Origin of the sequence: Comamonas sp. AG1104, from assembly GCF_003350425.1 — a bacterium.
In the GTDB taxonomy this organism is placed as follows: Bacteria; Pseudomonadota; Gammaproteobacteria; order Burkholderiales; family Burkholderiaceae_C; genus Comamonas; species Comamonas testosteroni.
Genome location: NZ_QQAS01000009.1, coordinates 18,275 through 43,582, shown reverse-complemented (window position 1 = coordinate 43,582; position 25,308 = coordinate 18,275). Strand labels below are relative to the sequence as shown.

19 protein-coding genes are annotated in these 25,308 nt (G+C 65.1%); 8 read left to right on the top strand and 11 right to left on the bottom strand.

The genetic code is table 11. The features are described 5' to 3' along the window. Positions 1 to 3 precede the first annotated feature (3 nt). The gene (locus DFO48_RS21350) at positions 4 to 861 is read right to left on the bottom strand and encodes a DUF2145 domain-containing protein (RefSeq protein ID WP_114864695.1); all 858 of its coding nucleotides are present in this window, start codon (positions 859 to 861) and stop codon (positions 4 to 6) included. Positions 862 to 882: 21 nt separating this feature from the next. Further along, entirely contained in the window at positions 883 to 1,389 is a 507-nt protein-coding gene (locus DFO48_RS21345) for a hypothetical protein (RefSeq protein WP_114864694.1), read from the bottom strand. Between the two features lie 269 nt (positions 1,390 to 1,658). Here DFO48_RS21345 and DFO48_RS21340 point away from each other — a divergent pair, with 269 nt between their 5' ends. Continuing rightward, positions 1,659 to 2,351: a DUF3047 domain-containing protein gene (locus tag DFO48_RS21340; RefSeq protein ID WP_199407037.1), complete on the top strand. Its 693-nt coding sequence runs from the start codon at positions 1,659 to 1,661 to the stop codon at positions 2,349 to 2,351. 10 nt (positions 2,352 to 2,361) lie between these two features. On the opposite strand, the gene DFO48_RS21335 is transcribed toward DFO48_RS21340, so the two are convergent. Then, the gene (locus DFO48_RS21335; protein ID WP_003078070.1) at positions 2,362 to 4,314 is read right to left on the bottom strand and encodes an MFS transporter; all 1,953 of its coding nucleotides are present in this window, start codon (positions 4,312 to 4,314) and stop codon (positions 2,362 to 2,364) included. A gap of 105 nt (positions 4,315 to 4,419) precedes the next feature. After that, positions 4,420 to 5,220, bottom strand: coding sequence for a hypothetical protein (locus DFO48_RS21330; RefSeq protein WP_114864692.1), 801 nt, complete (start codon positions 5,218 to 5,220; stop codon positions 4,420 to 4,422). 110 nt (positions 5,221 to 5,330) lie between these two features. Here DFO48_RS21330 and DFO48_RS21325 point away from each other — a divergent pair, with 110 nt between their 5' ends. From DFO48_RS21325 to DFO48_RS21305, 5 genes are all read left to right on the top strand, one after another. Next, positions 5,331 to 6,062, top strand: coding sequence for a helix-turn-helix transcriptional regulator (locus DFO48_RS21325; protein WP_003078074.1), 732 nt, complete (start codon positions 5,331 to 5,333; stop codon positions 6,060 to 6,062). 200 nt (positions 6,063 to 6,262) lie between these two features. After that, on the top strand, positions 6,263 to 6,667 hold the full coding sequence (locus DFO48_RS21320; protein ID WP_114864691.1) for a YXWGXW repeat-containing protein: 405 nt from the start codon (positions 6,263 to 6,265) through the stop codon (positions 6,665 to 6,667). A 209-nt stretch (positions 6,668 to 6,876) separates the two neighbouring features. Next, positions 6,877 to 7,887: a tripartite tricarboxylate transporter substrate binding protein gene (locus tag DFO48_RS21315; RefSeq protein WP_114864690.1), complete on the top strand. Its 1,011-nt coding sequence runs from the start codon at positions 6,877 to 6,879 to the stop codon at positions 7,885 to 7,887. A 198-nt stretch (positions 7,888 to 8,085) separates the two neighbouring features. Further along, complete coding sequence (locus DFO48_RS21310; protein ID WP_114864689.1) at positions 8,086 to 9,549, top strand: NAD(P)-binding domain-containing protein; 1,464 nt, start codon at positions 8,086 to 8,088, stop codon at positions 9,547 to 9,549. A gap of 15 nt (positions 9,550 to 9,564) precedes the next feature. Then, on the top strand, positions 9,565 to 10,719 hold the full coding sequence (locus DFO48_RS21305; protein WP_114864688.1) for a peroxidase-related enzyme: 1,155 nt from the start codon (positions 9,565 to 9,567) through the stop codon (positions 10,717 to 10,719). A gap of 238 nt (positions 10,720 to 10,957) precedes the next feature. On the opposite strand, the gene DFO48_RS21300 is transcribed toward DFO48_RS21305, so the two are convergent. The 4 genes from DFO48_RS21300 to DFO48_RS21285 form a co-directional block, all read right to left on the bottom strand. Beyond that, a complete protein-coding gene (locus tag DFO48_RS21300; RefSeq protein WP_003078085.1) occupies positions 10,958 to 12,208 on the bottom strand; it encodes an FIST N-terminal domain-containing protein in 1,251 nt (416 codons plus the stop codon). A gap of 72 nt (positions 12,209 to 12,280) precedes the next feature. After that, positions 12,281 to 13,141 carry a PhaM family polyhydroxyalkanoate granule multifunctional regulatory protein gene (locus DFO48_RS21295; protein ID WP_114864687.1) on the bottom strand — a complete coding sequence of 287 codons (861 nt, stop codon included), beginning with the start codon at positions 13,139 to 13,141 and terminating at the stop codon, positions 12,281 to 12,283. A 127-nt stretch (positions 13,142 to 13,268) separates the two neighbouring features. Then, entirely contained in the window at positions 13,269 to 13,784 is a 516-nt protein-coding gene (locus DFO48_RS21290) for a copper chaperone PCu(A)C (protein WP_003078088.1), read from the bottom strand. Between the two features lie 138 nt (positions 13,785 to 13,922). Continuing rightward, complete coding sequence (locus DFO48_RS21285; RefSeq protein WP_233506483.1) at positions 13,923 to 14,279, bottom strand: DUF2946 family protein; 357 nt, start codon at positions 14,277 to 14,279, stop codon at positions 13,923 to 13,925. 160 nt (positions 14,280 to 14,439) lie between these two features. Here DFO48_RS21285 and DFO48_RS21280 point away from each other — a divergent pair, with 160 nt between their 5' ends. Together DFO48_RS21280 and DFO48_RS21275 are read left to right on the top strand one after the other, a co-directional pair. Further along, positions 14,440 to 15,099, top strand: a complete 660-nt coding sequence (locus DFO48_RS21280) for a glutathione S-transferase (protein WP_003078093.1) — start codon at positions 14,440 to 14,442, stop codon at positions 15,097 to 15,099. Positions 15,100 to 15,143: 44 nt separating this feature from the next. After that, complete coding sequence (locus DFO48_RS21275) at positions 15,144 to 15,557, top strand: VOC family protein (RefSeq protein ID WP_003078095.1); 414 nt, start codon at positions 15,144 to 15,146, stop codon at positions 15,555 to 15,557. A gap of 218 nt (positions 15,558 to 15,775) precedes the next feature. Here the strand turns inward: DFO48_RS21275 and recD are convergent, their stop codons facing one another. From recD to recC, 3 genes are read right to left on the bottom strand one after another with little or no spacing between them, the layout of a single operon-like run. Beyond that, positions 15,776 to 17,866, bottom strand: coding sequence for an exodeoxyribonuclease V subunit alpha (recD, locus tag DFO48_RS21270; RefSeq protein ID WP_114864686.1), 2,091 nt, complete (start codon positions 17,864 to 17,866; stop codon positions 15,776 to 15,778). Then, positions 17,863 to 21,675 carry an exodeoxyribonuclease V subunit beta gene (gene recB, locus DFO48_RS21265; protein ID WP_114864685.1) on the bottom strand — a complete coding sequence of 1,271 codons (3,813 nt, stop codon included), beginning with the start codon at positions 21,673 to 21,675 and terminating at the stop codon, positions 17,863 to 17,865. The genes recD and recB overlap by 4 nt, the downstream gene beginning before the upstream one ends. Further along, positions 21,672 to 25,259, bottom strand: coding sequence for an exodeoxyribonuclease V subunit gamma (gene recC, locus DFO48_RS21260; RefSeq protein ID WP_114864684.1), 3,588 nt, complete (start codon positions 25,257 to 25,259; stop codon positions 21,672 to 21,674). Before recC ends, recB begins: the two co-directional genes overlap by 4 nt. Positions 25,260 to 25,308 lie beyond the last annotated feature (49 nt).

Below are 25,308 nucleotides of genomic sequence, written 5' to 3'. Positions count from 1 at the left end.
AACTCACTGCACGGTACGCACGGCCGATGCCAGTTGCGTGCGCTGCAACCACTGGGTCACGGAGTCCACCGTCACCGTCTCTATGCGGCTGGCAAAGCGCTTTTCATTCGGATGATCGTCAAACGCGATATTGGCGGCCGTCATGCGTCCGCCCAGTCGCGAGAACGCCCGAATGATGAGCGCGCTGGGCTCATAGCCCTTGGACTGCAGCCAGGCCTGAGCCTGTGCACGGTTCTGAATCGCCGACGGCTCCATGGCAGCGGCCAGCGTCTCGGTCGCCCATTGGTTCGACTGCTGGTATTTGCTGCTCCAGACATAGCTGACCATGCTGTAGGGCTCGTTTTGCAGGCGCAGCACCGTGGGAGCGCTCAGGAACTTGAGCAGGGCCTGCTGCACCGCCGGTGTCGGGATCTGAATGGCGGCTTCGTAGCGCCACATATCGTCAAGGAAGAACTCGCCCAGGCCCTGACGGTAGATATGGCCGGATGCGGTGCCGCACTCGTTGAGCTTGTGCGCCACACGCCAGGGGCCGGCAGGTGTTCTGTAGGCCCAGCCATAGTGCGAGTACTTGAGATCGTATTTGCTCAAGTCCTGTCCTTGCCGAGCCAGCAGCACGACCTGGGTGCCGTTCTTCTGAAACTCGGCATCCAGTGCCTTGGCGGTGCGCGCGGCCAGATTCAGCCCCTTGACCATGACATCTGCAGTCAGCGGACGGTCCTCACAGCTTCGGCCAGCCTCTGCCGAGCCTGCCCAGGCAATCAGCGCGGCGCCCAGCGCCAGCACCACAGGGCCGGGAATGGGCATGCCGGTGCGTTGAGCGGGCGCCATGGCTTGTACAACGTTTGACGGTTCCTTGATCATGCGAGCCTCCAGCTTCTTGAATTACAGACGCTCGTTGTGCATCAGCGCCTTGCCGATTTCGTTGGGGATGAAGGCCAGCACCTTGCCTGCCGTGGACAGGATCACACCGGCCGCCGTAGCGCTGGTCTGCACCACCGTGCCCACACCGACCGACAGGGCACCCGCGGCCTGGCCAGAGACCTTGACCACGGCCGAAGTGCCGTCAGCCACATTCTTGAGCACATAGGTCACGCCTGTGGCACTGCTCTCCACGGCCTCAACGATCACGGATGCACCAGCGGCCGACAGAAACAGGGGTATTGCCACAACTTCCTCCGAAGCACCACCCGATACCGCTGCAACCACCGATGCCACAGGCAGGGCCGACAGCACCAGAGAGGCTTCGCTCTGGGCGTGGACTGCGCTGCCGCCCAGCAAGGCAAAGGCCGCGCCCAGGGCGCACAGGCTATTGCGAAGAGGACGGATAAAGGTCAGGGCGTTGATCACAAATGGCTCCCGGTGGTTGTTGAAATGAACCGCTATTTCCATGCGGCGACGAACGAATCATCCATGCGCCCGAAACTTTGGCCCTGTGTTTTGTCAAAATCAGCAAGCGGCAGGTCTCGCAGTATCGCAAAGCGATACTTCCCGCCCGTTGCCAGCGCGCAAACCAATTGCAGCTTGCACATCTTGCCCCACTCCCGCGCCCACAACTTTCAAAAATCATCAGGCAATCCATGCGGCTTCACTCTCAGACCTTCGCCCTGCACAAACCTTCACGCCGGCAAAGCCGGCTTGCTGCAGCGCTCGCCACGGCCATGTCCACGCTAGCTGTCTCTGCACTGGCGCAGGGCAGCAGCATTCCCGCTTTTTCGCAGATGCCGCCGGGCCCTCTTGGAGGGCCCTGGCACTTTGCCACCCTGCCCAACAAGAACCCGACGGTATTCAATGTGGTGGACCAGGATGGCGGGCATGTGCTGCGCGTGAGCACACAGGACGCCTACGGCAATATGGTTCACACGCTGCACCAGGCTGCCACGCCCGATCTGCAACTGCAGTGGCGCTGGCGCGTGGATCAGCTGATCGACAAGGCCGATATCAAAACCAGAGCCGGTGACGATGCGGCGCTCAAGCTCTGCATGTCCTTCGACTTTGACAAATCGCAGCTGAGCTTTGGCGAACGGGCAAAGCTGCGTCTGGGCAGAATCAGCACCGGAGAGGATATTCCAGCCGAGACGCTGTGCTATGTCTGGGACAACAAGCAACCCACAGGCACGGTCATGCACAACGCGTTCACGCATCGCATGCGCTATATCGTGCTGCAAAGCGGCAGCACGCACAAAGGCCAGTGGGTAACGGAACAGCGCAATCTGACGTCCGACTATCTGCACGCCTTTGGCGACGAGTCCCAGGCCATGCCCACCATCATCGGTGTCACTGTCTCGGCGGACTCGGACAACACCCATGGCGAAGGACTTGCCTACATGGGTGATATCCGGCTCGCGCCCTGATCATCCAGCCTTAACGCCGGAGCAATTCCGCCACGTTCTGCTGCAGCAGGGCCGGAGTGACCGCGGCAGCCGCCACGGGCTCGCCCACTTCCAGCCCCACACGGTTGAACAGGCCGCGGCGCAGCGGTTTGACCATGGCCACATTCCTGCCGCCGCGCAACTCGATGCGGCTGAAGTAGGAGCCCCAGAGATTGGTCAGCGCCATGGGAATGACGGAAACCTGCAGGCCGTCGTCTCGCGCGTGATCGAGAATCTTCATGATGCCGCCCTTGAACGGCTGCAGCTGGCCGTCAGAGGTGATGCCGCCCTCGGGGAAGATGGCCAGCAGATCACCCTCGCGCAGCACCTCGGCGGCACGCGCGAACGCGGCCTCATAGGTGGCTGGGTCATCCTTGTGGGATGCAATCGGAATCGCCTTGGCCAGCTTGAACAACCAGCCCAGCACCGGTGTCTGAAAGATGCGGTGATCCATCACGAAGTGGATGGGGCGCGGGCTGGCCGCCATGAGCAAGATGGCATCGACAAAGCTCACATGGTTGCAGACCAGAACGGCCGCGCCATCGCGCGGAATATGCTCGTCGCCACGCACCTTGAAGCGGTAGACAAAGTGGGTGATGACCCAGGCGACAAACCGCAGCAGATATTCGGGCACCAGCAGGAACACATAGAGCGCCACGATGGCGTTGGCGATGCCGGTGATCAGAAACACCTGGGGAATGCTGCAACCTGCGGCCAGCAGGGCGCCGGCCAGCACGGCCGAGGCGATCATGAACAGCGCGTTCAGGATATTGTTGGCCGCGATGATGCGCGCACGGTGCGTGGGCTGGCTGCGCATCTGGATCAGCGCATACATGGGCACGCTGTAGATGCCGGCCGACAGCGCCAGCAGACCCAGGTCCAGCATCACGCGCCAGTGTTTGGCCTCTCCAAAAAAGGCACTCACGCCCATCAGCTCTGAGGGCGGCAGCGCGCGCGTGGCAAAGAACAGATCAATCGCAAACACGCTCATGCCAATCGCGCCCAGCGGCACCAGGCCGATCTCCACCTGGCGACGGCTGAACACTTCACACAGCAGCGAGCCAATGCCTATGCCCACCGAGAAGATCACCAGCAGCAGCGATGCCACATGCTCGTCGCCATGCAGCACCTCCTTGGCAAAGCTGGGAAACTGCGAGAGGAACACCGCGCCGAAGAACCACATCCAGCTGATGCCCAGCAACGAGCGGAACACCACGGGCTGCTGGCGTGCCAGCTGGAGGTTGCGCCAGGTTTCGGTAAACGGGTTCCAGTTGATCACCAGGCCCGGGTCGGTCGCCGGCGCATGGGGAATGAACTGTGCGCAGATGCGGCCCACGACCGCAACGGCCACGCAGGCCATGGCCACCTGCATATGACCGACCTCGGGCACGGCAATCAAAAGACCGCCTGCGACCTGACCCAGCAGGATGGCGACAAAAGTGCCCATCTCCACCATGCCGTTGCCGCCCGTGAGTTCGCGGTCATTGAGCACCTGTGGCAGATAGGCGAACTTGACGGGGCCGAACAGCGTGGAGTGCAGCCCCATGAGGAACACGCACAGCAGCAGCACTGGCACATTGGCCTGAATGAAGCCCCAGGCCGCGATCAGCATGATGGCGATCTCGAGGTTCTTGACCAGGCGGAACATGCGAGTCTTGTCCCATTTGTCGGTCAGTTGGCCCGAAGTGGCCGAAAACAGCAGATAAGGCAGGGTGAACAGCGCACCGATCACCAGGCCCGCCATGGAAGGCGGCAGCCACGAGACGCTGAGCTGATAGGTGACCATCACCGTGAAGGCGAACTTGAAGAGATTGTCATTGCCTGCACCGGCAAACTGCGTCCAGAAAAACGGCGCAAAGCGGCGCTGGCCCAGCAGGGCAAACTGGTTGGGGTGGGCATGCTGCTGTGCAGCGGCGGCCGTATGCACGGTCGGCGTGGAATTCATGGATCTCTCCCTGTGGCGCTGCTGGCATTGTGCCAACTTGCCCGGATTTTTTTGTAGGTTTTATGCGGCTGACGCTTGTTGAACATGCGCCAGCCGCTATGAATATTACGACTCGCGCCACTGCAGCAAGGCACGCAGCACAGGCCACGCGGCTGCGGCGGCCACCCAGTGCTTGAGGCTGTGGCCGGAGATTGCGTACGCGGTCACATCGAGCACATCGCCGTCCGACAGCTCCAGCAGCTTGGCCACGAAGTACAGACCGATCACCCAGCCCAGCTCCACGGGCAGCGCATGACGACGCGGCGCCACAAAGGCCAGCCACAGGAGAGTCAACATGCCGCCCCCCTGCACCAGCACCCAGGGCAGCACATTGCTGGTCTGCGCCCAGACCGCCACGCTGACGGGCGCCGCCACCAGCAATACCCCGGCAGTGATGCGGGCGCTGATGTCGTCAATGCGCGTCTGCACCGCCAGGCCCAGCAAGCCGGCGAAAGCCAGGCTCATGCCCAGCCGGTCCCAGACCAGACTCGAATCCTGCGGTGCCCAGTGATAGTACGCAGACCCCGCGCTCGAGCACAGCAGGCCCGTGAAGAACAGAGCGCACAGGGCACGCGCCGTGCCGTTGAGCTTTTGATAGTCGGCACGCCCCAGCGCGACCCAGCCCGCCAATCCCGCCAGCACAAACCCCAGATTGCTCAACACATCGGCGGCATTCGGCACACCCAGCCAGCCGCGCTGGTTGGCAAAGGCGTGATAGTGCTCGGGCTGGGCCATGCCGGGCATCAGCAGCGCCAGCGTGAACAGCAAGGCCATACCCCCGAACAAGGCAAAGCGCTGCTCCAGCGTGCCCGAGGTCTCGGGGCTCGTCATTTCCACGGTCGTGATCGATGAGGTATGCAGTTGCATGGCGCTTCCTTGTGTGAATGCCGCGCAGTATGGAAATCCGCCGAAGCAGCGGCATCAATCTTCTAAACTTGCGCCATATCGCTGCACTGCCAGTACTACCAACCGATACCATGAGCACGACCGCCGATCTCGTCACCGCCATCAAGAAAGAACTCAAGGCCGCGCAGATGACCTATGCCGACCTGGCCCAGTCCATAGGCATGGCCGAATCCAGCGTCAAGCGCATGCTGGCCAAGGGCGACATGCCGCTGTCGCGCATTGACGAAATCTGCCGCGCCCTGCACCTGGACTTTGCCGATCTGGCGCGCAATGTGGCCGATAGCCGGCCGCTGCTGCAGCAGATCACGCGCGAGCAGGAGATTGCCGTGGTTGCCGACCGCAAGCTGCTGCTCACGGCCATCTGCGTGCTCAGCCAGTGGACGCTGGAGCAGATCGTCGCCACCTACCGCATCAGCGAGCCCGAGGGCATCGGCTATCTGGCACAGCTGGACCGCATCGGCATCATCGAGCTGCGTCCCGGCAACCGCTACAAGCTGCGCCTGGCCAAGACCTTCCGCTGGCAGACCAACGGCCCGGTGATGGACTTCTTCCGCGAGAACGCCGTGCTGGACTACTTCGGCGGCACTTTTGCCGGCGAGGACGAGACCATGCTGCTGGTGCATGGCTCCATCGCCCCCAGCCTGGCCCCCAGCTTCGTGGAGCGCATCCAGCGCATCGGTCAGGACTTTTCGCAGCAGCATCTGCAGGACCAGCGCCTGGGGCCCAACAAGATCGAGGGCTACACCCTGGTGCTGGGCATGCGCAAATGGGAGCTGCCCGCCTTTGCGGCCTTGCGCCGGTAGACGGCCACTCCCAAATATGTAGCTAAATGCGCTTGCTGCATCTGCATCAGCCGCCTGTTTCATACATTCTTCACCAAACAGACACACAAGATTGCAAGACTTCGCACAGCGGCAACCCACGGTTGACGCTGGCCATCCAACATGGAGCCCAAGGGATGCCTGGACCCACAGACAGCCCGCTACCCATGAAGGAGGCGTATATGCTGACAATCCGCAACACCATCCAAACCGTCGCTGCCGCAGGCGCACTCGCCCTGCTGGGCTTTGCCGGTAGTGCACAGGCCCAAAACGCTTACTGGGCGGGTGCCAGCCAGGGCGCCTATGTGAACGTACAGTTCAACGCACCGCCCCCCGTCCGCTATGAAGCCGTGCCCGCTCCGCGTCGTGGCTATGTCTGGGCTCCTGGTTACTGGGAGCCGCGCGGCCACCGCCATGTCTGGCGCGCCGGCCACTGGGTGCAGAACCGCCCCGGCTATGTGTACCGCCAGCCCGCCTGGGTGCAGCACGGCAACCGCTGGGACTACCGCGCCAGCCGCTGGGACAGGGATGGTGACGGCGTGCCCAACCGCCATGACCGCAACCCCCACAACCCCTATCGCCGCTAAGCGCCTATTGACGCTTTAAGCCTTGATCGCTCCCTCCGCTGGCCCTCCGAGTCATCACTTTCCAGCGGATTTCAGCCCATGTCTCGCAAGAGATCTGGGCTTTTTTGCATTAACCCCACAAGCTTAATGCTGCATAAGCATATAGAAGCAAATCATTAAATTACGGACACAATTCACAGCATTCAAGGTTCTTCTGGACAAGTCCCATCATGCGTTTGCTGCCCCGTTTCATCTCCGGTCTTGTTGCCACAACGGCGGCCGCCGCCCTGTTTCCTCTGGCCAGCCAGGCCGCCGATCCCGGTGCCGCCAGCTATCCGCATCAGCCCATCACCATGATCATGGGCTTCAACGCCGGCTCGGGTGTGGATGTGATCGGCCGCGTGGCGCAGGAGCCGCTGGGCAAGATCCTGGGCCAGCCCGTGATCATTGACTACAAGAGCGGCGCCGCCGGCAATATCGGCAGCGAGTTTGTAGCCCGCGCCAAGCCCGATGGCTACACCATCTACTTCGGCACCGCCGCCACCCATGGCAGCAATGCCGCGCTGTACAAGAAGCTGCCGTTCGACGTGGAGGCCGACTTTGTGCCCGTGGCACCGCTGGTGGACGTGGCCAATGTGCTGACCATCAATCCCAATGTGATCAACGTCAAGAACCTCAAGGAGTTCGTCGACGAGGTCAAGGCCCATCCCGGCAAGTACAACTACGCTTCCACCGGCAATGGCGCAGGCACCCATATGGCGTTCGCCGAGTTCAACTCGCGTCTGGGCCTGGACATGGTGCATGTGCCCTACAAGGGCGGCCCGGAAGCCATCACCTCGGTGCTGCGCGGCGAGACCTGCTGCATCATGAACCAGGTGCAGACCGTGCTGAGCCACTACAAGGCCGGCAAGGTGCGCCTGCTGGGCGTGACCACGTCCAAGCCCGTGGAAGCCGTCAAGGAAGTGCCCACCATTGCCGCCAGCGGCCTGCCGGGCACCAAGGGCTTCAACAGCTCCATCTGGTTCGGCATCTTCGCGCCCAAGGGCACGGACCCGGTCATCATCAAGAAGCTCAACCTGGCGGTCAACGACGTGCTCAAGCAGCCCGAGGTACGCGAGCGCTTTGTCTCCCAGGGCAACACCATCCGCGAAGAGACACCCGAGCAGTTCAAGAAGACCGTGCATGAAGATCGCATCAAATGGGCCAAGGTGGTCAAGGATGCCAAGATAAGTATTGACTAACACCCCCTGAGCGGCCCTGCCGCTTCCCCCTCTCTCTACGCGCTGCGCGCCAAGGGAGAGGAACGACACCCTCGGTGCGGGGCGGCCCTTCCTCGGTGTCTCTCACTTGGTCCTGCTTCGAGTTCAAGCAGTGTTAAGTTATCGGTGTTTGTTTGATGCGTCTGCGGCTCAAGCCTCAGGCGCTTTTGGGTTTTAGCTATGTCAATTTCACCTTCTACGACAGCCGCCACATCGGGGCTGGCAACGCTGGAAGAACGCCTGCGTGACGACTTCGTCACTCTGGGCTGGCCTGCCAAGGCCTGGATTCCCCCCTCCACGCGCAAGGGACTGCCGGTGCATGACGTACTCGTCATCGGCGCCGGCCAGGCCGGTCTCGCGCTCAGCATGGCGCTGCAGCAGGTCGGCATCAAGCCCGTGCTGCTGGACAGGTCCGCGCTGGACTTCGAAGGCCCCTGGGCCACCACGGCGCGCATGGAAACCTTGCGCTCGCCCAAGGAGCTGACCGGCCCCGCCATGGGGGTTGCAGCCCTGTCCTTTCGCGCCTGGTTCATCGCCCAGTTCGGTCTGGATGCCTGGACGGCGCTGGACAAGATCCCGCGCCTGCAGTGGATGGACTATCTGCGCTGGTACCGCCGCGTGACCAACGCCGATGTGCGCAACGGCCATGAAGTCGTTGCCGTGCGCCCGCAGGCCGATGGCTTGGTGGAAGTCGACGTCAAGGCCAATGGCGTGATCGCCACCTGGCAAACCCGCCGCCTGGTGCTGGCCACGGGCCGCGACGGTCTGGGCGGCGCCACGGTCCCCGCCTTCATGCGGGGCGTGGACAGGAAATTCTGGGCCCATTCCTCCGACGCCATGGACTACGCCACGCTGGCCGGCAAACATGTGGGCGTGGTCGGCGCCGGCGCCTCGGCCATGGACAGCGCCGCGACGGCTCTCGAAAACGGCGCGGCCAGCGTAGACATGCTGATCCGCCGCCAGCAGCTGCCGCTGATCAACAAGTCCAAGGGCTCGGGCGTGCCCGGTCTGACCCACGGCCAGTATCTGCTGCCCGATGCCTGGAAATGGCGCATCCGCCACTACATCAACGCCCAGCAGGTGCCGCCGCCACACGGCAGCACGCTGCGCGTCTCGCGCCATGACAATGCCTTCTTCAACCTGGGCTGCGCGGTGCAAGCTGTGGAGAAAGCAGGCGACAAGCTGCAGGTGCAAACCTCGGCCGGCGTGTTCGTGCTGGACTTTCTCATCGTCTCCACGGGCTTTGCCATCGACTGGAGCCTGCGTCCCGAGTTTGCCGACATCGCGCCGCATGTGAAGCTGTGGAACAGCCGCTTCACGCCCGAGTCCGGCGATGAGGATGCCGAGCTGTCGGCATCGCCCGATCTGGGGCCGCTGTTCGAGTTCCAGGGCGAGCTACCCGGTCTCGACCGGATTCACTGCTTCTGCTACCCCGCTGCGCTCTCGCACGGCACGGTGTCGGGCGATATTCCCGCCATCAGCGACGGAGCGCGCAAACTGGCGCAAGGTCTGGCCTCGCTGTTCTATCTGAACGATATCGAGCAGCACTTCGACAAGCTCAAGGCCTATGCCGAACCCGAACTGGACGGCACGGAATGGACCGCAGCCGACAGCGCTGCGCGCATCCGGCAGCTGCAACCCTAAATCACGAGACTTCGCATGACAGACACCATAGACCGACTGGCCGGCCTCGAGCAAGGCAGACCCACATTCACCACCCGCCACGAGCGCGAAAAGGTCGCTCTGGCCACCCAGGCCTGCGAAGACCTGCTGCTGGGCAATCAGCTGGACAGCGATCTGACCCAGGCCGAGCGCCTGGTGCTGGCCACCGAGCAGACCCGCGTCAGCGGCGTGAGCGTGCTGGAAGCCGAATACCGCAGCCGCGCCGAGGCCCTGGGCGACGCCATCACGCCCGAGCTGCGCGCCATCCTCGATCAGCCCGGCACCCAGACCGGCAATGCGCGCCTCGATGCCATGCTGCACTTTGTGCGCACGCTGGCCCTGAACCCGGCCCAGAGCGATCAGGCCGCGCTGCTGGCCATCCCGGCCGCAGGTCTGTCGCTCAACGACACCGTGCTGCTGGCCCAGCTGATCGGCTTTGTGGCCTATCAGGCCCGCCTGCTGGCGGGTGTGAAGGCCATGGGCGAGCTGGGCGGCGTGACCGAAGCGCCTGCCGCCCAGCCTGCCGATGCAGCGCCCTTTGTACACCCCGCCAACCTGCCGCCGCCCGGTGAGCCGCTGCGCCGCAACGGCTTTACCAGCGAAACGCTGGACTGGAAGGCCTGGCTGCAGGTGCTGGACCCCGACACCGCCACGCCCGAGCAGCAGCATGTGCTGGAAGTCAGCCACCCCAAGGCCAAGAGCATGGACTTCTACCTGCTGCTGGCCCGCCAGCCCCAGGTGCTGCTGGAGCGCTCCCAGGCCTTCAACGCCATCATGTATGCGCCCGGCGGCCTGTCCCGCGCCGAGCGTGAAGTGGCGGCCACTGCCGTCTCTCGCTCCAACGGCTGCGTGTACTGCGCTTCGGTGCACGCTCAGCGCTTCGAGCAGTTGGCCAAGCGCAACGACGTGATGGCCCAGCTGTTTGACGAGCCCGACACCGCCGGCACCAATGCCCGCGAGCGCGCCATCATCCAGGCTTCGCTGACACTGACGCGTGCGCCCGGCAGCTTTGGCCCGCAGCAGCTGCAGCCACTGCGCGATGCAGGTCTGTCCGATCTGGAAATCCTGGACATGCTGCACTCGGCCGCACTGTTTGGCTGGGCCAATCGCCTGATGCTGAATCTGGGCGTGGAACTGTATTCCACCCCCTGAGCGGCTTTGCCGGGGCGGCCCCGCCGCCTCTCCTCCTTTCTCTACGCTGCGCGCTACGGGAGGGGGACGACAGCTTCGCTGCGCGGCGACGCTTGCTTGCCATGTCTTTGTTGGGCTGCGCCAGTTTCGGGGCCTCCAATATTTTTGATAGCTGCATGCGCCTTCCAGCCAATGATTTCAGCATCAATTGATGCTGAAATCCTTTTAAATAAAGCGCTAACAGCTATCAAATTTCAGGCTATTTACCGGTGAACACGGTCAACACGCCGGCCAGCTGATGCACATGCGCATCCATCAGCTGTGCCTCGGCCACCAGGCCGATCAGAGGCACCGGCCCCAGCGCATGGCGCAGCAGCTTGAGCTCGGCATCGGCGCCGCCAAACAGCTCGCTGCCCCGGCCCTTGCTGCTCACATAGATGGCACCGCGTATATGCTGGGGCTGGGCAGCTTCTGCCATGGTTTCGGGGCCGGCATCGGCAAAGTCGGGCTGTAGCGCATCCTTGAGGGCCGCGCCCATCTGCATCAGCTCATGACGGGCCGCACTGCTCTGGCGCTGACAGAAGATCACCGTGTGCTCGGCCTCCACGGGCGACGACAGCGCAATGCCCTGACGCACCGGGTCCAGCCCCACGATATGCAGCACCTGGGCCTCGTCGGTCAGCGCGCCGCGCTCCAGACCCCGGCCCAGCGGTGCGATCGCCGCCTGGGTCTTGCGCAGCTGGGACAGCGCAGCCTGCCAGCCGCCGCCGGCGCTGGGGCTGGCTTCCACATCCAGCATCTGCAGCAGCCGGGGCAAGGCGGGCTCGCCTTCCAGCTCCAGCACCACCGGGCCCCTGGCCTCGGTAATCGCAAGTCCCGCGCCCAAGGGCGCACAGCCCTGGGCCAGCCTGGAGATACAGGCCACGTCGGCATCGAAGGCCACCCCCGAAAAGCCGGCATGAAAGATGCCGACACTGGCCTGGGCACGCAAGCGGGGCAGGTCTTCGGCGCGGCAGGCAAACTGCACGCCCTGCTCGCTGCTGAGCGCACCGAACAGATTTCCAGTGCTAATGCGCTCGGACAGCTCCAGCAGCAGCTCAGCGAGATCGGGCTGGTCGATGCTGGAGTGCACCAGGGCTGAATGCGCCTCGAATCCGGCTTCGGCGCCGCTTTGCGCCAGCGGTGCCACGCCGGAATAGACGCGGTAGTGGGCGGCGGGCAGGTCCAGCAACATGACCGCCAGCGAGGAGCTTTCGGAATACTCATGTTCCATGGCCAATACGGCGTGGCCGGAGCTGCCCACCCAGTCGGTGACCTGAGGCAACTCGCGCGCCAGCAGCGCCAACAACTGCTGCGCATGGGGCACCAGCCCCTGCGCGATGTAGACCAGACCCAGCCGGTGCGGCTGCAGTGACTGGCGCAGCAACTGCCCACGCAGCTGCAGCACGACTTGCTCAGTCGCAGCGCGCCAGTCTTCATGGCTGGCATGAGCGACGGGAAACAGTGACATAAGCCCTCCTGTTCTTGCTGGAGCGTGGATGCTTTGCAACCACGATTTTCCACCTTAGCGGGAAGGGTTTGCTCAGGGCTTGCGCGAGGTAGCAGAGGTTTTGGCTGCAGTCTTTTTGGCAGCAGGCTGCTTGGGGGCAGCTTTTTTGGCGGCTGCGGTCTTGCTGGCTGCCGTTTTGGGTTGACCGCTCTTGGCCGCCGCCTTGCGTGCAGGCCTGGGCTCGGCTGCCGCAGCACTCTTTGCCGCAGTTTTCGCTGCAGCTGCAGTGCCAAAACCGCCTGCCTGTGCCATCACCTTTTCCATGGTCGACTTGGCAAAGCCGCTGGCCATCTCGGTCGCGCGCTGGGCGGCCGCCAGCGTCTCGGGAGGAACGGGCTCGGCCATGGCCTTGGCCGCGATCTGCTGGAACTGCTGGGTCAGCGCTCCCCACCATTGCATGGCCTGGCCCAGGGCGGCCTGAGAAGAGGGGCCTGCCTGGGTCTGGCTGGCGGCCTCGGCCGCTGCGGGCTCTGCTTCAGGTTCAGGCTCAGGTTCAAGCTCGGCGGCTGGCGCGGCCGTGGCGGCGCCCATGGGCCAGCCGGTATTGCCGGTCGCAGCGGGCTCGGCCGGCGCTGCACCAGGGAAAGGAAAGGACTTGGCCAGCTCGCTCATGCTGACATTCATGTCCTTGAGCGTGGACAGCGTCATGCGCTGCACTTCCAGCGCCTGGATGGTGGCAGCCAGGGCTCGGCTGTTTTGCTCCAGCCAGAACTGCACGGCTTTCAGTTCGGCAATGCGCTTGTCAACCTCTTCCACGCTGACGGTGGGAGCCACCCATTGCGGCACACGGCCCATGGGATTGGCCGCAGCGCCAGCGCTTTGCGCCAGCCCCTGCAGAAAATCAAAGCCAGGAATGAACTTGCCAAAACCAAATGCCGATGCGTCGCCGCTCATAGTGCTCTCCACTGCAGGGATGGATACCAGAATCCGCATCCGGACGAGACCGGACGCGGAACTAGCTTACTGCACTTGCGATGTTTGCTGCAAACAAGGGAGCAGGTCGCGCCCCTGGCTCAAGTCATCAATGCTGATGCGCACCATGACCCATGTGCTGGTGCCCGGCACCGGCGGCCGCAGGGGCCGTCGCGCGCACCGGCAGCTGCAGGCTCAGGCGCGAGATTGCGCCCTTGGCATCCTTGAACACCAGGGTCACGGGCACCTGGCTGTCCTTGACCAGCGGGGCCTTGAGCTGCTGCAGCATCAGGTGATAGCCGCCGGGCTTGAGATCCACGGCTACGCCCTGGGGCAGATCCAGTGCCTCGATGGCGCGCATGCGCATCACATCGCCCTCCATCTTCATCTCGTGCACCTCGGCCACGGCGGCGGCCGTGGTTTCCACGCCCACGAGCTTGAGCGGCTCCTGGGCCGTCAGGCGCATAAAGGCCCCCGAGGCCTGCTGACCCGCCACGCTGGCGCGGGCCCAGGCGTTCTCGACCTTGACATGGGCGGCATCGGCATGGGCCCAGGCGGCCCCCGAAACCAGCAGCGAAGCGACCAGCGAACCCAGGGCCATCACGGTAAAACGACGCGTATTCATGAAACCATCTCCATTCAAATTCAGTCTGGACTTACGCAATCAAGGGGCATAAAGATGGTCTTTCTGAAACGAAGCCCTTGCCTGAGCCTGATTTGCGTAAGTCATGTCAATCTCAAATCGATCTGAAGCGCTTGACCATCAAGCGCCTTCAGCTATGTTTTTCAGTGTTTCAAAGGGCGGCGCACGTACGGGCGGCAGGGTGGAGACAAAAGCTCTGTGAGCGACATCGGCCCAGGGCCGGGCATCGACAACGGCGCGATGACTGCCCGGATCTGGCTGCTGCGCCGGCGGCGGCGCCAGCAGCGGCAGGCACAGCGCGCAATCCAGTCCATGCGGGGTGGCGGCATCGTCGCTGGCGGGGCTGGGCACCCAATGGGTGCTGCCGCTGGCCGTGCACACCGCCTCCCAGCCGGCAGGCGGCGTGGCGCGCGCCCAGGGCGTGAGCATGCTGACCAGCAGCACGCAAAACCACGCACCCAGCGCCCAGCGCGCCATAAGGGCTGCCGGTTGGTGCCGAGGAGGATGTGCGCGCCAATGCATGGGGCAATTGTAGAAGCCGGCCTGCTATCCGGTTGGCGACGCAGGGCTTGCGCCACTTGCCTCTACGATGACTGGCCACGGATACCTATTCACAACCACCGATCAGGAGACAAGCATGCTGACTTTGTGCGGTTTTTCGGCCAGCAACTACTACAACAAGGTCAAGCTGGCCTTGATGGAAAAGCAGATTCCCTTCGCCGAGGAGCTGGCCTGGCTGGGCAGCACCAACCCCGAGGAATCGCCACTGGGCAAAGTCCCCTATCTGCGCACCCAGCATGGCGCCATCAGCGAGTCCGACGCCATCATCGAATATGTGGAAACACTGTCCGACAAGGTGCCGCTGTTACCCGCAGACCCCTTTGCTGCTGCCAAGGTCCGCGAACTCTGCGTCTATCTGAATCTGCACCTGGAGCTGGTGGCGCGCAACCTCTACCCCCAGGCCTTCTTCGGCGGCAAGATCAGTGACGGCGCGCGCGACAAGACGCTGGAGCAGCTCAAAAAGAATATTGCGGCCTTTGCCAAGCTGGCCCGCTTCGATACCCCGTTCATCGCGGGAGACAGCTTTACGCTGGCCGACTGCAGCGCCATCGTGCACCTGCCCCTGGTCAGCAGCGCCTGCAAGATCGTGGGCGGCAGCGATCTGCTGGCCGAGCTGCCGGTGCGCGACTATCTGGCGCGCATGAGCGAACGCCCCACGGTGCAGAAGATCAACGCCGACCGCAAGAGCAACACAGAGGAGCTGATGGCGCGCGTGCAGGCCAAGGCTGCGCGCTAAGGCGTGCCGGGTACGGGCCCGGTAATGCTACGCTTGGGCCCATCATGCAAAGCGCTTTTCATCTTGCCTACCACGTGACCGATCTCGACCAGGCCCGCCGTTTCTATGGCGGCGTGCTGGGCTGCCGCGAGGGTCGCAGCACCGATACCTGGGTCGACTTCGACTTCTTCGGCCACCAGATCTCCCTGCACCTGGGCCAGCCCTTTGCCGTGAGCAACACCGGCAAGGTCGGCAACCATATGGTGCCCATGCCCCACCTGGGCGTGATCCTGCTCAAGCCCGACTGGCTGGCCCTGGCCGAACGCCTCAAAGCCGCTGGCACGGCCTTCATTCTGGAGCCGCAAGTGCGCTTTGAGGACGAGCCCGGCGAGCAGTGGACGATGTTCTTCACCGACCCTTGCGGCAACCCGATCGAGGTCAAGGGATTTGCCAACTGGGAAGCGGTTTACGAACACTAATCCCCCCTGAGCCGCTTCACGTCTTCTCCCTAAGGGGGAAGACGAACCTGGCTGCGGGGCGGCGCTCGCTGGCCGTCTCGCGCTTGGACTGCGCCAGTGTCACAGGCTCATCACTTCGAGCAAGGCCAGATGGGAAACCTTTATAGGTTGAGCGAAATCAGCCTCCAGTACTACCTGGATTGCGGCCGCCGCTATCAACACAGAGCCTCGCCCCTGGGCTACTGATCACGCTCCATGAATCCCAGCAAACCGCTGCTGCGCTGCGTGGGACTGCCCATCGCCGACACCAGCAAGCCGGGCACTTCGGTCCACAGCGAGAACGCCTTGCGCGCGCGCGTGATGCCGGTATAGACCAGCTCGCGGCTGAGCACATTGCCGCCCTGCGCGGCCAGCACCAGCGCCGTGTGCTCGAACTCCGAGCCCTGGCTCTTGTGCACCGTCATGGCAAATGCAGTCTCCACATGGGCCAGGCGCGCCGTGCTGACATGGTGCAGCTGCTCGCCCTGCATGAAGTACACGCGCAGCCGCGCCGGGTCGGCAAAGCTGGGCAGAGCCATGCCGATGTCGCCATTGAACACGCCCAGCTGCGCATCGTTGCGGGTGATCATCACCGGACGGCCCATATACCACTCACCCTCCTTGCGAATGACCCCCATGGCCTGCAAGGCCTGCTCCACCGCGCGGTTCAGGCCCGCCACGCCCCAGTTGCCGTCACGCACGGCACACAACAGGCGGTAGCGGTCAAAGGCGGCCAGCACGTCCCTGACCCATTGCTGGTGCTCGACCTCGGTGGCAAAGCCGCGCCCCTTGCCCTGCCCATGTTGTGCCAGCACCTCGGCATAGGCAGCATAGCTGGCCATGCCGCCGCGGCCCTGCACGGCGCTACGCACCACGGCATCGACATCACCGCCTTCGCGCGCCCAGAGTTCGGCTTGCTGGCCGGCCTGGGTATGCGTGCGCAGCAGCGCCATGGCAGCCGGTGCATCGCCGGCATTCACGGCCTGTGCCAATTGACCGATAGGGCCGCCAAAGCGGCGGCTCTCGCGCAACATGACGGTGTGCTGGGCCAGCGGCAAGGCCCGGGCCGGCGCCAGGTACTGCGCTGGCAGGGGCTGGCCCGTCACGCGCTCGGCATAGGCCGCAGTGTCCGGCGTGTAATTGCCCCGCTGCGCATCGCGGCACAGATCGCCCAGCACGGCACCGGCCTCCACCGAGGCGAGCTGATCCTTGTCGCCCAGCAAAATCAGGCGCGCCGTGGGCGGCAGGGCCTGCAGCAGCGCGGCCATCATCTCGAGGTGGATCATGGAGGCCTCATCGACAATGAGCACATCCACATCCAGCGGATTGCCCGCATGGTGGGCAAAGCGCCGCGTGTCGGGCCTGGCACCCAGCAGCGAATGCAGGGTGCGTGCTGCCCCCATGCGTTTGACCAGCGCTTCCAGATCCAGCTCGCGGCCCACTGCCTCCTTGAGCTCCAGCAGCGAGCTGTCGATGGACTGCTTGAGCCGCGCCGCCGCCTTGCCGGTTGGCGCAGCCAGCGCAACGCGCAGCTGGGCGGCATCCGGCGCCGTGGCAAACAGCAGCGCCAGCAGTCGGGCGGCCGTATAGGTCTTGCCCGTGCCCGGCCCGCCGGTGATGACGGACATGCGCCCGCGCAGCGCCAGCGCGCAAGCCAGTTTTTGCCAGTCCACCGCATTCGCGGCAACGGCGGACGCGCCGAAGAGCCGCCCCAGCCATTCCCGCACCCTGGGCTCGTCAAGCGCCACCGCATCGGCCGCCGTGCGCTGCGCCATATGGGCTGCAACACTGCGCTCGTAGTCCCAGTAGCGGCGCAGATACAGCATGGGCGCAGCGCCGTCCAGCAGCACCAGTGGCTGACCTCGGTCTGCCGCCACCACTCCCGACTGCACGACACGCACCACGGGGCTGCGACGCAGGGCCTGCAGCCAGTCAGCCAGCCGGCCGGGCAATTGCTCCCATAGCGATTGCTGCAGGCGCTCGGCCTCTTTGGGCCAGGCGAGAACCTGATTGGGATCGCCAGCCAGCGCCTGCAAGGGCAGACAGCTGTGACCGCGCCCTTCCATCTGCGCCAGCACGGCAGAGGCTACCAGCAGTGCAGGTCCGGCCTCTGCGTCCTGCGCGGCGACAAAGGCCGCCAGGGCGCTGTCCAGGCGGCGCAGCAGACCCGCATCGGCCAGTCGCTCCAGCGCGGTCAGCCAGTCCGTGGTGCTCAGTGCCATTGAGTCACCATCCGCGGGGGCTGCAAACAGGTCCAGCGTCTGCAGATCGGCTTTGCGGCGGCCCTTCATGGCTGCACCTCCTTCGATTCTTTCTCGCAGTCGCCAAGCAGCGCCTCAAGCCCGTCCAGCAGCGCCAGCGGCGGCTTCAGCACATGCATGCCGGCTGCCTCGCCATCAAGACCGCGCAGGAAGAAATAGAGCGCGCCGCCCAGCTGTTCGCGGGGGTCGTAAGCCGCACCCAGCCGGCTTTGCAGCAGGCGGTGCAGAGCCAGCAGATACAGCGCCGCCTGTACGTCATAGCGGTGCTCGAGCATGGCCTGCTCCAGCGCCTGAGGGGCGTAGGCAGCGCCATCCTGGCCCAGGTGGTTGGTCTTGTAGTCCAGCACCCAGTAACGTCCGCCATGGTGAAACACCAGGTCGGCAAAACCCATCAGCATGCCGTGCAGCTCGCGCTCTGGCAGCGCCGGGCGCGGCTGACCGGGCAGGATATGCCGGCGGCACAGCGCGTCGATGCGCGGTGCCGACAGGCGCCGCGCCGGCAGCCAGAACTCCATCTCGGGCAAGAGCGCATCGCCTTTGCCCAGCTGGGCCAGCGAGACACCGAGCGGCGCCAGCGGCTGGTGCACCACGGCGCGCAGCCACTGCAGCACATCGGCGGCCTGCTCCTTGCGGCCCGCGCGCTCGCAGCGGCGCAGCAGACGGGCCGCCAGAGGCTCGCTGCTGTCGGGATCATCCTCGGGCTGCAGCGCAAAGTCCTCTGCGGCCAGCCATTCCAGCTGGTCGTGCAGGAAATTGCCCACCACCGGGCCGCGCATGAAGCGGTGCCACACCGCAGCATCGCTGCGCGCGCCGGCTGCGAATCTGGTCAAGGTGGGCAAGGCGGTCATGACGTCGTTGATGACGCTCACGTCCAGCTCAGCTTCACCCGCCTCCTGGGCCTGCAGCGCACGCTCATCCTCGGCAGGGCTTTGTGCGGCCACCGGCAGTACCGGCAGGCTGGGTGCGGCCATGGCGCGGGTCAGCGACGAAAAGCTGCCAATGCCCCAGCGGCGGTCGAACTGCGCCTCGTACACGGGCGCGGCGGCCAGGGCGGGCAAGGCCTGCGCGGCAACATAGCGCGTGGGTACGGGCAGTTCGGCCGGCAGATCCACGACGGCGATCTGCGTGCAACGCTCGCTCAGGGCCTGGATGCTGGCACGCCAGCTGGCTGCGGACTGCGAAACATCTCCGGCCAGCAGATAGCCTGCCGCCCCCTGTTCGTTCGCACAGTTTTTGCTGTTGCCACGCTTCATGGGGGCCAGCCCCATCCACAGCGCATGGCGCGGACGGGTCAGCGCCACATAGAGCAGGCGCAGATCCTCGCGCAGGCGCTCCTTGTCGGCCTGCGCCAGCTGCGCATCGTCGTAGTCCAGCACCAGCTCGCGTGCGGGTGCGCCATCGATCTGCACGGGCAGCGAAAGATAGGCTGCCTTGCCATCCACAGGCCGGAAACTGCCGCCAAACGGCAGGCAGACCAGTGGATACTCCAGCCCCTTGCTCTTGTGCACGGTGACGACCTTGACCAGATCGGCGTCCGATTCCAGCCGCACGATCTGCGCATCGCCAGCCGCGCCCGGACTCTCGATCTGCGTGGCCAGCCAGCGGATCAGCGCCTGCTCGCCCTCCAGCTGGGCACTCGCAGCCTGCAGCAGCTCGGCCAGGTGCAGATAGTTGGTCAGACGGCGCTCGCCGCCCATGTCCTGCAGCCAGCGCGCCGGCAATTCAAAGCGGTACAGCGTCTGGCGCAGCATGGCCAGCACGCCCAGGCGCAGCCAGAGGCTGTGCAGCTCCTTGAGCAGCTCGCTGCGCGCATCGAAGGCCTCGTCATCGCTGGCCAGCCAGGCCAGCTCGTCAAACGACAGACCCATCATGGGCGTGGCCAGACCGGCGCGCACGGCCAGTCCGTCCAGAGGGGCAGCTACGGCACGCAGCCACAGCAGCAGGTCCTGCGCCTCGCCGCTGGCGAAGACCGAGTCCTGATCGGAGAGATAGACCGAGGCCACATTGCGCCGCGCCAGCGCGCGGCGCACGGCAGCGGCCTCCTTGCCCGTACGCACCAGCACCGCAACATCGGCCGGACGCAGGCGCTGCAGCGGCTGATTGTCCTCGGCAAAGCCCGTGGCACCGTCCATCAGCCACTGCACGATCTGGCTGGCGCAGAACTCCGCCCCGCGGCGGCGGATGTCGTCATTGCTCAGCGGCTCATCACTGCTGCCATCCCAGGCAATGGTCAGCGCTGCCATGCCCTGGCTGCCCTGCATCAGCCGTTCCTTGCGGCCATTGGCCTTGACGCTCTCGAACGGCAGTGGATTGCTCTGCCCGGCGCGGAACATGAACGCACCCTCGCCTTCGCGCACCTCTGCCTGCACAAACCACTGGTTGACCGCATCGACCAGCGCCTCGGTGGAGCGGAAGTTGGTGTCCAGCACATAGTGGCGACCCTCGGTCGCCTGCCTGGCCTGCAGGTAGCTGTAGATGTCCGCACCACGAAAGCCGTAGATGGACTGCTTGGGGTCGCCGATCAGCAGCAATGCGCTGTCCGCGCCGTTGTCTGCCGTGCGGTAGATCTGGTCGAACAGCCGGTATTGCAGCGGCGAGGTGTCCTGGAACTCGTCAATCAGCGCCACCGGGTACTGGGCCAGAATGCCGGCTTGCAGCGCGGGGCCGTTATCACCGGCCAGGGCCGCATCCAGGCGCTGCAACATATCGGCAAAGCCGAAAGTGCCGGCCTGGCGTTTGAGCCACAGCAGGCGCTGCTGTACATGGACGGCCGCATGCAGACGCAGCGCCACCTTGATCGACGGCAGCTCGGCCAACGCTTTCAGCAATTGCTCCAGCTCGGAAAATTCAGTGGGCAGCAGCAAGTCCATGGTCGAGCCCTTGAAGGCCTCTGCCATACCCTCGGGACTGAGGCGCTTGCGGGCGGAGTCGCTGAGCTCAAGAGGCTGGTTCAACGGGTCTTGCGCCCAAACGGTCAGCGCCGCAAACCAGCCTGTGTAGTAGCGAGCCTGCAGCTTTCGCTTGTCCCACAGCGCGGCGCGGCCGTCTAGTTCACCCTCAATCCAGCGCAGCATGCGCTCGGCCTTGGCCTCCCAGCCATCGGCCAGCGCTTGCAGTCGCTGCGCACGCTCTGCATGTGTCTGCGCAATGCATTCGCCCAGCGACCCGACACCAGCCGCAGCGGGCACGTTTTCGCGCAGCAGCGATTGCATGTCTTTGACCAGCGCATGCACATCGGGCCAGACCTGCAGCGCCGTCTCCAGCACCTCGCCCGACAGCGGGTAGCACTGCTGGCGCCAGTAATCCTGCGCCGCCTCGGTCTGACGCTGGCTTTCATCGGCCTCCAGCGTTTCATCAAACAGATTGCCGCTGTCAAACGCGTGCTCGCGCAGCATGCGCTGGCACCAGGCGTCTATGGTGTGGATGGCGGCATCGTCCATGCACTGCGCAGCCATGTCCAGCCGCCAGGCGGCGGTGTCGCGCTCTGTGCCGTCGGCGTAGGCATCGCGCAGATCGCGCAGGAAGCTGTCGTGCACCGCCGGTTCGGCCTCGCCGCGAAAGCATTGCACGGCCTCGATCAGGCGGGCACGAATGCGGTCCGACAGCTCGCGCGTGGCGGCCCGCGTGAAGGTCATCACCAGGATGTCTGGCGGCATCAAGGGCCTGGCAAAACCGTTCTCGGCGCCATGGCCCAGCACCAGCCGCAGATAGAGCGCGGCAATGGTCCAGGTCTTGCCTGTGCCCGCACTGGCTTCAATCAGGCGCGATCCCCAGAGCGGGAAATGCAGGGGCTGCAGCGCCTGGCTGCCTGGCTTCATGGGGTTGGCGGGCGCTCTCATGCCGGCTCTCCTGGTTGTTCGTTCTGGTCTGCACGCTGCATCAGGGGCAGTTCCTCGATCTGCACCTGCGCGGCCAGCCAGTCATGCAGCGGACCATAGACCTGCTTGGCCAGGGTATGAAAGCGCAGATCGGCCGTCAGCGCCTCCCAATCGGGGTAGCAGCGCGCCCAGCTGGGGTCTTCGCATTCGCCGCCCAGCATGTAGCCGCCCTCGTAGGCCTGTGTGGCGGCGCTCAGATCGTCATGGCCTGCGGCGATGGCGGCTTTGAGAGGCAGCGGCAAGGGCTCGTTCTGGCCCACCAGCCACAGCTGCATCAAGGCTTGCAAGCGCTGCATGGCCACTTCCGGCTCCAGCGGCTGCACCCAGACCAGGGTGTCGCGTGCGATCACACCCATCAGCATGTCGACGCCCGTGCTTGAAAGCGCCAGACTGCGCACATAAATGGGCAGGAGCTTGTGGGCCTGCAGCTCGCCTTTCTTGTTCAGCAGCGTGCGCGGCTCCAGTGCGAACCAGCAGCGGCTGTAGCTCGCATCCGAAGACTGCTCTTGGCGCTCCTGCAAGCCATCCATCCAGTCGTCCAGCATGACCGTGCCGGAGTGCAGCAGCAAACGCTCGCGCGGCGCCGCCTGGGGCCATAGCCGCATCTGCTGCTGCCAGGCCAGCAGCGACGGTGTGGCCTGGGCCTGCAAGGCCTCGGCCTCGCGCCTGCCAAGACCTGCCAGCGGAAGCACGCCGGCACGCCCCAGTCGCTGCACCTGGCGCTGCACCTGCAGGCTCACGTCCAGCGCCGCATCATGCGCCAGCTGCGTGCGCACGCCTTGCTGCAGCTGCTGAATCAGGCCGTACGCGGTCAGGCCATCGACGCTGAAAAGCTCGTCATCCTCCAGCAGCTCCTCGTCCTGTTCAAAGCGCACCTGCAGGCGGTTGCGCAAAAAGCTGCGTGCGGGATGGCGCAGAAATTCCGTCAGGCGCGCCAGCGTCAGCGGCACTTCGGGGTCGGGCTCGAAGGCAGCCACGACCGGCAGCGCCTGCGCTGCCCGCTCTTCATGCGCGCCATACCATTCGCGTGCGAAGGTCGACAGCCCCGAAGCCTGCTCGAAATAGCGGCGGCTGAAGGGCTGCAAGGGATGCTGGCGGGTACGCTGGGCCAGCAGCAGATCTCCGCGCTCGCTGGCGCAAAGGCCTGCACTGCCTTCGCCCTGCCAGCCCTGTGCCAGATAGTCGCGCAGCTGCGAGACCAGCACCGAGGGCGGCTGCTCGCTGTTGTCGCGCACATGGCGGCCGGCCCAGCTGATATAGAGCTTGCTGCGGGCCGACAGCAAGGCATCCAGCATCAGCTGACGGTCATCGTCGCGGCGCGCGCGATCGCCTGGGCGCTGCTGGCCGGGCAGGGCCATCAGATCGAAGTCCACGCGCGTTGCGCGGCGCGGGTAGTCGCCATCGTTCATGCCCAGCAGACACACCACGTCGAAGGGAATCGCACGCATCGGCATCAGCGTGCAGAAGGTCACGCCACCGGCACGAAAACGCTGGTTGAGCGCGGGCTCGGACAGGGCCTGCAACCAGGCCTCCTGCGCCACCTCCAGCGGAATCAGGGCATCGAAGCCCGCTTGCTCGCAGGCGGCCTGCCAGCCGACCAGGGCCGTGTCGAGTGCGGCGCACAGGGCCTGGTCCTCATCGCCCTGTGCGACAAAGAAGTCGTCCATCAGACTGCGAAAACGCTGCGCCCAGACCTCGGGAGCTGCGGCCGTTGCAGCCGTTTGCCACCACTGCAGCATGCGCCCCAGCAGGCTGGCCAGCGATCCGGCCAGCTCGGCCGTCAGGCCGCCCACTTCGTCATAGGGCTCCATGCCGGCAAAAACCTGTGCCTCGTCGAAGGGGGCCTGCAGCGCCGGCCCGCTGGCATAGCCCAGCAGCATGCGGCGCAGGCCGAACCAGGCGCTGTTCGGATCACCGCAGGCTGCCAGGCCCAGCTGGGCGCGCTGCGCATGGTTGAGCCCCCAGCGAATGCCTGCGCCGGCCATCCAGTGCGTGAGCTGGGGCAGATCGTCGGCCGCCAGCCCCACGCGCGCCGCCACGGCGGGCACATCGAGCAGGTCGCACAACTCGCTCAGGCGGCAGCGCTGCTGAGGCAGCTTGAGCAGCCATTGCAGCGCGGTCACCAGCGGGCTGCTGGCGCGCGCGCCCACGTCGGCAATGTCAAACGGAATATGGCGCGCATCGTGGCGGCCGTACTGACCGAACACCGCGCGGATGGCGGGTGCAGCTTCCTCAATCGACGGCAGCATGACCACCACCTCGCGCGGCGCCAGCGCTGCGCGGCCCGCAGCGGCAGGCTCGGCCAGCCAATGCAGCAGCTGGTCGTGCAGCACTTCGAGCTCGCGCACCAGGCCATGGGCCTTGTGAAAGACGATGGACTGGTCGGCCGCTGCGATCTCGACCGCTGGGTGCTCCGACATGGGCACCAGATCGCGAATGCGCTGCTGCACCTGGGTCAGCAGCGGTGCGTCGATCAGCTCGCCCGCGTCAGCCTCGTCATACACATCCACACGCGGCCAGCCCCATTGCACGGCGGTGTCGCCCGTGGTGTCGAAGGCATCGAGCTGGCGCACATAGTCGCGACTCTGCCGACCCCAGGCCGCCAGCAGCGGATGGGCATGGGCGTGCATGGCGGCCAGGGGAATCTGCGCCAGGTCCTTGCCGCCCTTGTCGGCATGGCGGCGGCGCTGCTGGCGCAGCAGCTCGCGCCCGTCGATGGCATCGGCCCAGTGAAAGCGACAGGGGTTGGGTACGGCAATCAGCACCTGGCTGTGCTGGGCAATGCCGCTGAGAAACTGCATCAGCGACAGAGGCATCTGGCTCATGCCGAACACCACCACGCGGCGCGGCAGCGGCGTGACTGGCGGCTGACCGCTTTGCAGTGCGTCCAGAATCCGTGCCAGCAGGGCCGGGCGGGTAGCGGCACGCTCCTGCTCATCGAGCTCGGCCAGCACCTTGCGCCACAGCTGGGGCTGCCAGAGCTGCCCTTCAGGCACGGGCGCATCGGGGCGGCCAGCCGTACGCAGCACATCCTCGCCCTGCTCCCAGGCGGCCAGCCAGTCGGCGCGGTAGATCTGGTACTGGTCGAACAGGTCGGCCAGCTTTTCGGCCAGCTGCAGCAGGCGCTGCGGCTCGCCGGGGCGCAGAAAGTTGGCAATGGGCGCAAACGCAGGCTCGCCCAGACACTGCGGCAGCAGGCGCATCAGGCGCCAGATCATGGGCGTCTTGTCCAGCGGCGATTCGCGCGGTACCTCGTGCCGGCCCAGAATCTGCCGGTAGCTGCGCCAGACAAAGCGCGCCGGCAACTCGACCTGTGCTGCGGCGCACACGCCCTGTTGCTCGGCCATGCGCATCTTGAACCACTCGGCCATGCCGTTGCTTTGCACCAGCACGATCTCGGGCTCCAGCGCCTGCAAGGGATGCGCAGCCAGCCAGGCCAGCACGGTATCGGCCAGCGCCTCGGTCTGGTTGCCGTGGATGGCGATCAGGCCCGGCTGCCAGTTCGCTGCCGGTTGCGACGCCCTTGGTTGCTGTTCTGCTGTCACACGCGCTCCTGTGCCTGTCTGTGCACGATGAAAGCTGCAAGCTTAACGG

Coding starts and splice junctions, on each gene's coding strand:
- DFO48_RS21350 (WP_114864695.1), bottom strand. CDS start 861: ATGATCAAGGAACCGTCAAACGTTGTACAAGCCATGGCGCCCGCTCAA.
- DFO48_RS21345 (WP_114864694.1), bottom strand. CDS start 1,389: ATGGAAATAGCGGTTCATTTCAACAACCACCGGGAGCCATTTGTGATC.
- DFO48_RS21340 (WP_199407037.1), top strand. CDS start 1,659: ATGTCCACGCTAGCTGTCTCTGCACTGGCGCAGGGCAGCAGCATTCCC.
- DFO48_RS21335 (WP_003078070.1), bottom strand. CDS start 4,314: ATGAATTCCACGCCGACCGTGCATACGGCCGCCGCTGCACAGCAGCAT.
- DFO48_RS21330 (WP_114864692.1), bottom strand. CDS start 5,220: ATGCAACTGCATACCTCATCGATCACGACCGTGGAAATGACGAGCCCC.
- DFO48_RS21325 (WP_003078074.1), top strand. CDS start 5,331: ATGAGCACGACCGCCGATCTCGTCACCGCCATCAAGAAAGAACTCAAG.
- DFO48_RS21320 (WP_114864691.1), top strand. CDS start 6,263: ATGCTGACAATCCGCAACACCATCCAAACCGTCGCTGCCGCAGGCGCA.
- DFO48_RS21315 (WP_114864690.1), top strand. CDS start 6,877: ATGCGTTTGCTGCCCCGTTTCATCTCCGGTCTTGTTGCCACAACGGCG.
- DFO48_RS21310 (WP_114864689.1), top strand. CDS start 8,086: ATGTCAATTTCACCTTCTACGACAGCCGCCACATCGGGGCTGGCAACG.
- DFO48_RS21305 (WP_114864688.1), top strand. CDS start 9,565: ATGACAGACACCATAGACCGACTGGCCGGCCTCGAGCAAGGCAGACCC.
- DFO48_RS21300 (WP_003078085.1), bottom strand. CDS start 12,208: ATGTCACTGTTTCCCGTCGCTCATGCCAGCCATGAAGACTGGCGCGCT.
- DFO48_RS21295 (WP_114864687.1), bottom strand. CDS start 13,141: ATGAGCGGCGACGCATCGGCATTTGGTTTTGGCAAGTTCATTCCTGGC.
- DFO48_RS21290 (WP_003078088.1), bottom strand. CDS start 13,784: ATGAATACGCGTCGTTTTACCGTGATGGCCCTGGGTTCGCTGGTCGCT.
- DFO48_RS21285 (WP_233506483.1), bottom strand. CDS start 14,279: ATGGCGCGCTGGGCGCTGGGTGCGTGGTTTTGCGTGCTGCTGGTCAGC.
- DFO48_RS21280 (WP_003078093.1), top strand. CDS start 14,440: ATGCTGACTTTGTGCGGTTTTTCGGCCAGCAACTACTACAACAAGGTC.
- DFO48_RS21275 (WP_003078095.1), top strand. CDS start 15,144: ATGCAAAGCGCTTTTCATCTTGCCTACCACGTGACCGATCTCGACCAG.
- recD (WP_114864686.1), bottom strand. CDS start 17,866: ATGAAGGGCCGCCGCAAAGCCGATCTGCAGACGCTGGACCTGTTTGCA.
- recB (WP_114864685.1), bottom strand. CDS start 21,675: ATGAGAGCGCCCGCCAACCCCATGAAGCCAGGCAGCCAGGCGCTGCAG.